This is a genomic window from Streptomyces sp. AF1A (assembly GCF_047340315.1).
Classification (GTDB): domain Bacteria; phylum Actinomycetota; class Actinomycetes; order Streptomycetales; family Streptomycetaceae; genus Streptomyces.
Genome location: NZ_JBLEBI010000236.1, coordinates 1 through 8,507, shown reverse-complemented (window position 1 = coordinate 8,507; position 8,507 = coordinate 1). Strand labels below are relative to the sequence as shown.

Annotated in this window: 11 protein-coding genes; 5 read left to right on the top strand and 6 right to left on the bottom strand. The window is 75.7% G+C overall.

Annotated features, from left to right (window positions below; genetic code table 11):
* A partial coding sequence (locus tag ACLU3S_RS34000) for an RICIN domain-containing protein (RefSeq protein WP_413955841.1) occupies positions 1 to 647 on the top strand: 647 nt, incomplete at its 5' end.
* 97 nt (positions 648 to 744) lie between these two features.
* On the opposite strand, the gene ACLU3S_RS33995 is transcribed toward ACLU3S_RS34000, so the two are convergent.
* Complete coding sequence (locus tag ACLU3S_RS33995) at positions 745 to 1,914, bottom strand: lactate 2-monooxygenase (protein ID WP_413955840.1); 1,170 nt, start codon at positions 1,912 to 1,914, stop codon at positions 745 to 747.
* A 428-nt stretch (positions 1,915 to 2,342) separates the two neighbouring features.
* Between ACLU3S_RS33995 and ACLU3S_RS33990 the strand changes: the two genes are divergently transcribed.
* Positions 2,343 to 2,777, top strand: coding sequence for a subtilase-type protease inhibitor (locus ACLU3S_RS33990; protein WP_413955839.1), 435 nt, complete (start codon positions 2,343 to 2,345; stop codon positions 2,775 to 2,777).
* 205 nt (positions 2,778 to 2,982) lie between these two features.
* Here the strand turns inward: ACLU3S_RS33990 and ACLU3S_RS33985 are convergent, their stop codons facing one another.
* The 5 genes from ACLU3S_RS33985 to ACLU3S_RS33965 form a co-directional block, all read right to left on the bottom strand.
* Positions 2,983 to 3,180: a CDGSH iron-sulfur domain-containing protein gene (locus ACLU3S_RS33985; RefSeq protein WP_413955838.1), complete on the bottom strand. Its 198-nt coding sequence runs from the start codon at positions 3,178 to 3,180 to the stop codon at positions 2,983 to 2,985.
* Positions 3,161 to 3,814 carry a HemK2/MTQ2 family protein methyltransferase gene (locus tag ACLU3S_RS33980; protein WP_413955837.1) on the bottom strand — a complete coding sequence of 218 codons (654 nt, stop codon included), beginning with the start codon at positions 3,812 to 3,814 and terminating at the stop codon, positions 3,161 to 3,163. Before ACLU3S_RS33980 ends, ACLU3S_RS33985 begins: the two co-directional genes overlap by 20 nt.
* Positions 3,815 to 3,835: 21 nt before the next feature.
* Positions 3,836 to 4,849, bottom strand: a complete 1,014-nt coding sequence (locus ACLU3S_RS33975; protein WP_413955836.1) for an iron-containing redox enzyme family protein — start codon at positions 4,847 to 4,849, stop codon at positions 3,836 to 3,838.
* Positions 4,850 to 4,901: 52 nt separating this feature from the next.
* Positions 4,902 to 5,069 carry a hypothetical protein gene (locus ACLU3S_RS33970; protein ID WP_413955835.1) on the bottom strand — a complete coding sequence of 56 codons (168 nt, stop codon included), beginning with the start codon at positions 5,067 to 5,069 and terminating at the stop codon, positions 4,902 to 4,904.
* Between the two features lie 63 nt (positions 5,070 to 5,132).
* Complete coding sequence (locus ACLU3S_RS33965) at positions 5,133 to 5,624, bottom strand: methyltransferase family protein (protein ID WP_413955834.1); 492 nt, start codon at positions 5,622 to 5,624, stop codon at positions 5,133 to 5,135.
* 292 nt (positions 5,625 to 5,916) lie between these two features.
* Between ACLU3S_RS33965 and ACLU3S_RS33960 the strand changes: the two genes are divergently transcribed.
* From ACLU3S_RS33960 to ACLU3S_RS33950, 3 genes are read left to right on the top strand one after another with little or no spacing between them, the layout of a single operon-like run.
* On the top strand, positions 5,917 to 6,771 hold the full coding sequence (locus ACLU3S_RS33960) for an SDR family NAD(P)-dependent oxidoreductase (RefSeq protein WP_413955833.1): 855 nt from the start codon (positions 5,917 to 5,919) through the stop codon (positions 6,769 to 6,771).
* Positions 6,772 to 6,780: 9 nt separating this feature from the next.
* The gene (locus tag ACLU3S_RS33955; RefSeq protein WP_413955832.1) at positions 6,781 to 7,695 is read left to right on the top strand and encodes a DMT family transporter; all 915 of its coding nucleotides are present in this window, start codon (positions 6,781 to 6,783) and stop codon (positions 7,693 to 7,695) included.
* A gap of 12 nt (positions 7,696 to 7,707) precedes the next feature.
* Positions 7,708 to 8,457, top strand: coding sequence for a polysaccharide deacetylase family protein (locus ACLU3S_RS33950; protein WP_413955831.1), 750 nt, complete (start codon positions 7,708 to 7,710; stop codon positions 8,455 to 8,457).
* The last annotated feature ends 50 nt before the right edge of the window (positions 8,458 to 8,507 follow it).

Genomic DNA, 8,507 nt, shown 5'->3' with positions numbered 1-8,507 from the left:
TGCTGCTCGCGACCGTCCTCGCGATCAGCCTGTGGCCCGACGGCGGAGACGGCACCGGCCCCGTCACCTCCGCCGCGCCCGGCTCCGCCGCCCCCCGCGCCACCGCTCCCGGCACCGCGGGCCTGCCCGCCGGCGGCCGTCCCACCCGGCTGCGCAACGCCGGGGCCGGTCTGTGCCTGGACATCAAGGGCACGCCGAAGCCCGGTGCGGGCGCGGTCCTGGCCACCTGCTCCGCGGCGGCCACGCAGCAGTGGAGGTACGACGCGGACGGGCTGCTGCGCAGCGGGGCCGACTCGGGGCTGTGCCTGGACTCGCACGCCGACGCCGGCGTGGTGATCCTCGGCACCTGCGCCGACGCGGGGTCCGGGCGGGGGAACGACGTGCGCTACGACCTCACCGTGCACGGCGAGTTGGTGACCCGCTGGGACCAGACGCTCGCCCTCGCCACCGCGGGCGGGCAACCCGGTGCGGACCTGGTCGTCAAGGTCCGGGACGGTTCGCCCGGCGAGCGCTGGCTGACCGACACGCCGTCGGCCGCGTCCGGTTCGCTGTCGATCGCCGGCACGGACGGCCCGTCGCCACGGCGGACGGGCCTGCCGAGGCAAGGAGCGCGGCCGGCGCCGGTCCCGACGGGGTCGGCTGTGTGACCGCCGCCTGGGCCGGGGTGAGTTGGCGTGTTCTCGTCCCGGCTTCGGTGTGGGTTGGGTGGGCGGGGGTTGGCCGGCCCGCCGTCGTCGGCGTCGGTCAGGCGGGGTCCTCGACAAGGTCCGCCGCGCCGACCGTCGCCGGGCCGGTGTGCCCGGACAGCGCGAGGGTCAGGTCCAGCTCCGCCAGCAGGCAGCGGATGACGTGCTCCACGCCGGCCTGCCCGTCCAGGCCGAGCCCGTAGACGTACGGCCGCCCGACCAGCACCGCCCGCGCGCCGAGCGCGAGCGCCTTGAACACGTCGTCGCCGGTGCGCACCCCGCTGTCGAAGAGCACCGTCAGCCGGTCGCCGACCGCCTCCGCGACCCGGGGCAGGGCGTCGGCCGCCGCGACCGATCCCGCCACCTGCCGGCCGCCGTGGTTGGAGACCACCACGCCGTCCATCCCGGCGTCGGCGGCGAGCCGGGCGTCGTCCGGGTGCAGTACGCCCTTGAGGACGATGGGACCGTCCCAGTGCGCGCGCAGGAACTCCAGGTCCGGCCAGCTGTGCCCGGGGTCCCCGAACAGGCCCAGGAAGCGCAGCACCGCCGCGTTCGGGTCCTCGTGCACGGGCTTGTCGAGACCCGCCTGGAAGGCCGGGTCGGTGAAGTAGTTGGCGGTGCCGACCCCGTGCAGGAACGGCAGGTACGCCTGGTCGAGGTCGCGCGGCCGCCACGCCAGCAGCGGGGTGTCCAGCGTGACCACCAGCACCGAGAAGCCGGACGCCTTCGCCCGGTCCAGGAAACTCCGGGTCACCTCCCGGTCCTTGCCCCAGTACAGCTGGAACCAGCGCTCGGCGTCCCCCATCGCCTCCGCGACCTGCTCCATGGGCGTGCTGGACGCCGACGACAGGATGTACGGCACGCCCTGCGCGGCGGCGGCCCGAGCGGCGGCGGACTCGGCGTCGGGATGCATGATCGACAGCACACCGACGGGCGCCAGGGCCAGCGGCGCCGGCAGGGGCCGCCCGAGCACCTCGGCCGACAGGTCGCGCTCGCTCACGTCCCGCAGCATGCGCGGCACGATCCGGCGCCGGGCGAGGGCGGCCCGGTTGGCACGGGCGGTGCTGCCGTCGCCGGCGCTGCCCGCCACATAGCCCACCGGGCCCGGCCCGAGCCGGTGTTCGGCGAGCTCCTCAAGCCGGGTCAGGTCGGTCGGGAGCCGGGGGACCGCGCCCGTCATCCCGTTCAGATAGATCTCGTACTGGAAGTCCGCCCAGTGCTTCGCCATCCGTCGCTCCCGCCGTCGTCGCCGAGTACACGTGCAGCGCCGACGATACGGGCGGTCGGCGGCGGCGTGGGCCGCGGGTGGCCGCCTCGCGGGCGCGGGTGCGCGCACCGCCCCGGAGTGATCACCGGGTGAACACGGGGAGTCATGCACGTGCCCGGACGGGTCCGGGCCGGAATGTTTCAGGACGATTAACGAAGCGCTGTTTTTCGGCCATCCGGCCGGTCCCGGGGGCCCGGCACCGCTCAGTTCCAGGGTCACCGCGTTCGATTTCCGTGACTTCACGCCACTGCTTCAACACGAAAGGTTACTGAAACCCATGGGTGCGATGTGAGTTTCGCCGGTGGACTCGGCAGAGTGGCGCTCGCCGCTCCGGTGCCCGACCGGGCCCGAGCCGGCACCTCGTCTGTTCGAGCGGAAGGATGCACACAATGCGGAACACCGCGCGCTGGGCAGCGGCCCTCGGCCTCACGGCCGCCGCCGTTTGCGGACCCCTGACCGGGGCCGCCGTCGCTGCACCGGGCGCCGCCCCGTCGTCGCTCTACGCCCCCTCGGCGCTGGTGCTGACCACCGGCCACGGCAACGACGCGGCCACGGCCACCCCGGAGCGCGCCGTCACCCTCAGTTGCGCCCCCGGTCCCTCGGGGACCCACCCGGCCGCGGCGCAGGCCTGTGCGGAACTGCGCGGCGTCGGCGGCGATTTCACCGCCCTCAGGCCGAGCCAGGGCGTGTGGTGCACCAAGCTGTACGACCCCGTCGTCGTCACCGTCCAGGGCGTGTGGGAGGGCAAGCGCGTCTCCTACGAGCGCACCTTCGGCAACGCCTGCGAGAGGGACGCCGTCGGCGGCAGCCTCTTCGCGTTCTAACAGGGACCGGGATCGCAGAGGGTCCCCGCGGACGCCGGATCAGGCCCGCAACTGGGGAGTGCGGCCCCCTGGAGCGGGGAACCTGCGATCTCGCGCCGGGGCCGGACGGGCGGAGTGGGGCCGCCCGCCGGCTCCCGGGCACACAGCCGCTCCCCGGACAGGCCCGTGGGGGGCCTGCCGGGGGGCGGCGAAAAACAGCCGGTGCTCAGGCCTTGCGCCGGTGACTCGTGTCACACCAGGGATAACGGCGACTGCGCCGGCAGGTGCACAGAGCGACACGGAAACGGTCCGAGGAGACCGTCGTGCCGTCCTCGAGTTCGATCTCCACGGGCCCCTCCACGAGCAGCGGCCCCCGTCGCTGCACGGTGATCCGGCGGGCCCGGTCAGCAGGGTCGTTCGGCACGGATGACCACCAACTCCTCCTTCTCGGCCGACGGGGCGAGCAGCCCCCGCCGGCGGAGCCATTCCTCCCGGGACCGCAGCACCGGCCCGAAGTCGATCCAGCGCCGCCGCACCACCGCGGCCTTCAGGTCCGCACCGCGCAGCAGGCCGAGCGTGCGCTCGGGATCGCTCAGCGCGGACTGCACCACCAGCAGCACGCCACCGGGGCGCAGCAGCGCGGGCGCGCCCCAGCAGATCCGGTCCAGCAGCAGCCGCCCGTCGTGCCCCGCGTCCCAGGCCCGGGACCGGCCCCGCGGTCCGTGCCCGGTGTCCGGCGCCGGCACATAGGGCGGGTTCGCCAGGATCACGTCGTACCTGCGGCCGTGGACCGGGCCGAAGAGATCGCCGCGCCGGATCTGCACCGGCAGCCGGGTCAGCCAGGCGTTGAGCCGGGTCGTCCACACCGCCCGGCGGGAGACGTCCACCGCGGTCACCTCGGCGCCCTGCCGGGCCGCCGCCAGGGCCAGCGCCCCGCTTCCGGTGCCCACGTCCAGCACCCGCGCCCGGGGCGGGGGAGCCTCCTCGCGGAGGGTCTCGGCCAGCAGTGCGGTGTCGTCCTGGGGGGCGTACACGCCCGGAAGAGTCAAAGCGATCACCTGGTCCGGGTACCCCGGCCATCAGGATGTATGGGACGTTTCGGGCTCGACGGGCGCGCGGAGGGACGACCGGCCCGCACGCCAGTCGCCGAGCAGCCGCCGGGCCAGCCGGTCCTCGAGGTATTCGGTCGCGTCGATGCCGAAGGCGACGTCCGCCGCCAACTCGGGCTCCTCGTCGAGCAGTCCGGCGATCACCTCGTGGCGGACCACCTGCTCGTGCACGGCGTCCGCCTCCACGTGCTCGTCGTAGAAGAACTCCGCGGCCGGTCCGGCGCCGGTGCGGCGCATCGCCTCGGCGAGCCGGCGCGAGCCGGGCGAGGAGGTGATCTCCACCTCCGCGAAGTGCCCCACCAGCGCGCCGCGCAGCTCGCGGTGCAGCCCGAACAGGGACATCAGGTTGACCACGGCCAGCATCTCCGCGCGGGCCGCGTCGAGATAGCGGCCGTACGCCGGGTCCAGGCCGAGGTCCCGCATCAGGTCGGCGAAGAGCCGGGCGTGGACCCGCTCGGCCCGGCCGCCGCCGAACTCGTCGTACTCCACCGCCGCCATCGCCGCCTTCGCCCGGCCCCACAGCCGCGGCAGCACCCAGGCGTGCGGGTCGGCCTCCTTCAGGTGGTACAGGGAACGCTGGGCCGCGTACTCGCGCAGCTGCCACAACTCCCCCTCGGCGCACAGGAAATGGGTGACACCCGTGCCCTCGGCCGGTTCCACCAGGAGCGCGGCGAGCGCGTCGTCCAGGCCGTCGTGGGCGGGGGCGTCGGCGCGCAGCGCGGCGAGGAAGCGCTGCTCCAGCGCGGCCCGCAGGCCCAGCAGTCCGGGGTCCCACTCGGCCTGCGGGGCGACGCCCGCGAAGCCGCGGTAGTGCAGCTCGTAGCACAGGTAGAGGGCGAGGTGCAGGTCGTCGCCGTAGGGGTCGGCGCCCTGGGCGCCCCCGGGGCGGGGGAGCGGGCCCGTGCCGAGCAGGTACGCGGTGAGCGCGGCGGACAGGGGGCCCCGGCCGGGCGGCAGCCGGGGTTCTCGCACAGGGGGGTTCATGGGGTCCGGGTACCCGCGCTCCGGCGAGGCAGTGCTGCCGTCCGGCGGCCGGTCACTCGCCCTCCGACTGCTCCTGGGCCCCGGTGTTCGGAGTGATGGCGTCCCCCGCCTCGCCCCCGCGACGTCCCTGGTCCTCGCGCTTCTCGGCCTCCTCCACCTCGCGCAGCACCTCTTCCACGGCCGTCTCGGGCCGTTCCTCACGATCGTCCTCGCCGGACATGGCGCCTCTTTCCGTCGCCCTCCTGATCGCTTCGTGCCCCGCGAGTTACCCGCCGTGCCCGTCTCAAGCGTCCTGCCAGGGGGTGGGGCGCGGCACCCAGGCCGGTACCGCGCGCCGGTAGCGCTCGTAGTCCGCGCCCAACCGGCGCACCAGCCCCGGCTCCTCGTACCAGCGGACGAACGCCCAGGTCAACGCCCAGGTTCCGGCGGCGTAGGCGAAGAGCACCGGCCGGGCGAGCAGCAGGCCCTGCCCGCAGAGCACGCCGACGACCGCGACATAGATCGGGTTGCGGAGGTGGCGGTACGGCCCGCTCACCACGAGCCGTGCCGGCGGTGCGACGGGCGCCGGGGTGCCGAGGCCCTGCGGCGCGAACCGGGTGAAGGCCTCCAGGCTCACCGCGGCCCCGGCGGCCGGCGGGAGCAGGCCGGCGAGCCGCACCGGCAGCCACCACTGGCCGGCGCGCCGGCCGTCCGTCAGCGCCCACGGCACCAGCACCGCGGCGCCGCCCGGGACGAGAACGAGGAAGGCGGCACTGCCGAAGGCCGCCGTCGCCATGACAGGGCGAGGGGCCGCCGTCTCCCTGCTGACGGCGGCCTCTTGGACCTCTTTCCGGTTGGCTGTCGCCCGAGGGCGACGGGAGGGTCCACGACGGCTACGTCGGCGCCGGCGTGCCCTCCGGCGCTCCGGTACCGGGCCTGGACTGACGAGCGGGCGGGCCGGCGCGGGGCCGGATGGGCGCCGGCTCCGCGTGCGCGGCGTTTCGAGGTGTGGCGCCCTGGATACACCGCGAGGGTTCGGCCCCCGGAGTCCGCGAGCCCGTGTACACCGTCGCAGTGAGGTCGTCACCATGTCCCATGCCCCGTCCCCCGCAGGACCGTCCAACCGAGCGCGACCGGTGGCGGCCCCCGTCCCGGAGGCCCCTTCCGGGATCGCCCCCGCCGGCGACCGGACGACGCGCGCCGGCACGGCTGTGGTGACGGGAGCCTCTTCCGGCATCGGCGCGGCCGTGGCCCGCCGGCTGGCCGCCGAGGGCGGCTGGCGGCTGGTGCTGAACGGCCGCGACATCACCCGACTGGAGCATGTGGCCGCAGATGTGTCGGCCGTGGCCGTGCCCGGGGACCTGACCCGCCCCGGCGCCGACCGCCGGCTGACCGAGGCCGTCCTCGACCACCTGGGCCGGGTGGACCTGCTCGTGGCGGGCGCCGGCGTCGGCTGGGCCGGGGACTTCTCCGGCATGCCCCGCGCCCGCATCGACGAACTCATCGCCGTCGACCTGCTGGCCACCCTGCACCTCGTGCGCGGCCTGCTGCCCCACATGATCGCGGCCGGCTCCGGGCGCATCGTGCTGCTCGGCTCCGTCGCGGGCAGCGTCGGCGTGCGCGGCGAGGCGGTGTACTCCGCCACCAAGGCGGCCGTGGCCGCGTTCGCCGACGCGCTGCGCTACGAGCTGCGCGGCACCGGCGTGGGCATCACCCATGTGGTCCCCGGAGTGGTCGACACGCCCTTCTTCGACCGGCGCGGCGCCCCGTACCGGCGGTCGTGGCCCCGGCCCGTGCCGCCCGAACGGGTGGCGGACGCCGTCGTCACCGCCGTGCACCGCGGCAAGGACGAGGTGTACGTCCCCGGCTGGCTGCGGCTTCCCGCCCGGGTGCGCGGCGCCGCGCCGGGGCTCTACCGGCGGCTCGCCGCCCGCTTCGGGTGAGCGTCCGCGATGGCCCTGACGGTGGTGCTGGCGCTGTGCGCGGCCCTCTCGAACGCATCCGCCTCGGTGCTGCAGCGCCGGGCCGCCTCCGTGGGCGAACCGGAAAAGACTGCTGGGGCAGTACGCCGGCTCGGGCGCCTGCTGCGGCGCGCGGACTGGCTGGCGGGCGTCGGCCTGCTGATGCTCTCCGCCGTGCTCCAGGGCTCGGCGCTGGCCGTGGGCAGCCTGTCCCTCGTTCAGCCCCTGCTCGCCGCGGAGCTGCTGTTCACGCTGGTGGTGGGCAGCCTCGTCTTCCGGCGCCGCCCCGAGCGCCGTACCTGGCTGGCGTTCGCCGCCCTCGCCGTGGGACTGGCCCTGTTCCTGGTGGCGGCCGCGCCGGCCGCCGGCCGCACCGAGGCGCCGGTGCGCGCGTGGCTCGTCGGCGGCGGCGCGGCGTGCGGCGCCGTGGTGCTGCTCGTGCTGGCCGCCCGCCCGTGCCGGGGCGCGTCCCGGGCCGTGCTGCTCGGGCTCGCCTCCGCCGTCTGCTTCGCCCTCACGGCGGCGCTGCTCAAGCAGGCCGTCGGGCGGCTCGCGCACGGGCCGGGCGCGATGTTCACGCACTGGTCGCCGTACGCCACGGCGGTCACCGGGCTTCTCGCCTTCCTGCTGCTGCAGAGCGCGTTGAGCGCCGGGTCGCTGGCCGCCTCCCAGCCCGCGCTCACCCTGGGCGACGCGCTCACCAGCATCGCACTCGGAGCGGCGGTGTTCGAGGAGTCCATCCAGCTGGGGCTGCGGGTGATCCCGGAGATCGCCGGCATCGCACTGATCGGGGCGGGCAGCGTCGGACTGGCGCACGCCTCGTCCGAGGGCCGAGGCTGGGATACACCCGGCGAGAGAAAGCCGGAAGGAAACGGCGCCCACATCCCGATGGGCCACGAGCACTGAGGCAGGTCACCGATGTCCGCCACGTCCGCCCGCGCCTGGCGCACCGCGGCCGTCCTGCTGCCGCTCGGGGTCGCCGGAGCCCACATCGGCCCGGCGGCCACGTGGCTGCGCAGCGTGCGGCTGCCGCTGTTCCCCCGCCTCGCCGGCACCGGCCCCCGCCACCACATCGCCCTGACCTTCGACGACGGCCCGGATCCGGTGGCCACGCCCCGCTTCCTGGACACCCTGGACCGGCTCGGCGTACGGGCCACCTTCTTCGTCCTCGGGGAGCGCGCGCTGCGCCATCCGGAGCTCGTCGAGGAGACCGCCCGGCGGGGGCACGAGGTGGCGGTGCACGGCTGGACCCACGACCGGCCCTGGCGGCCCGCCGTCGCCCGGGAGAGCGCGGGCGTCGCCCGGGCCGCGCGCGCGGTCCACGACCTCACCGGACACCGGCCGCAGTGGTACCGCCCGCCGTACGGCATCCTCACCTCCGGCCGCTTGCTGGCCGCCCGCCGGGCCGGGCTGCGGCCGGTGCTGTGGTCCGTCTGGGCCAGGGACTGGCTCGCGGACGCCACCGCGGAGTCCGTCCGCGCCCTGGTCGCCGCCGACCTGCGCGGCGGCGGCACGGTGCTGCTGCACGACTCCGACGGCTTCGCCGCCACCGACTGCTGGCGCGCCACCCTCGACGCCCTGCCCGCGATCGTCACCGACTGCCGCGAGGCGGGCCTGACGGTCGGGCCGCTGCGCGACCATGCCCCTTGGCCTGCACCACGGAGCTGAGCAGCAGGGTGGGCGAGGGCGTCGCGTTGCGGGGTCCGTTCGGGAGGGGT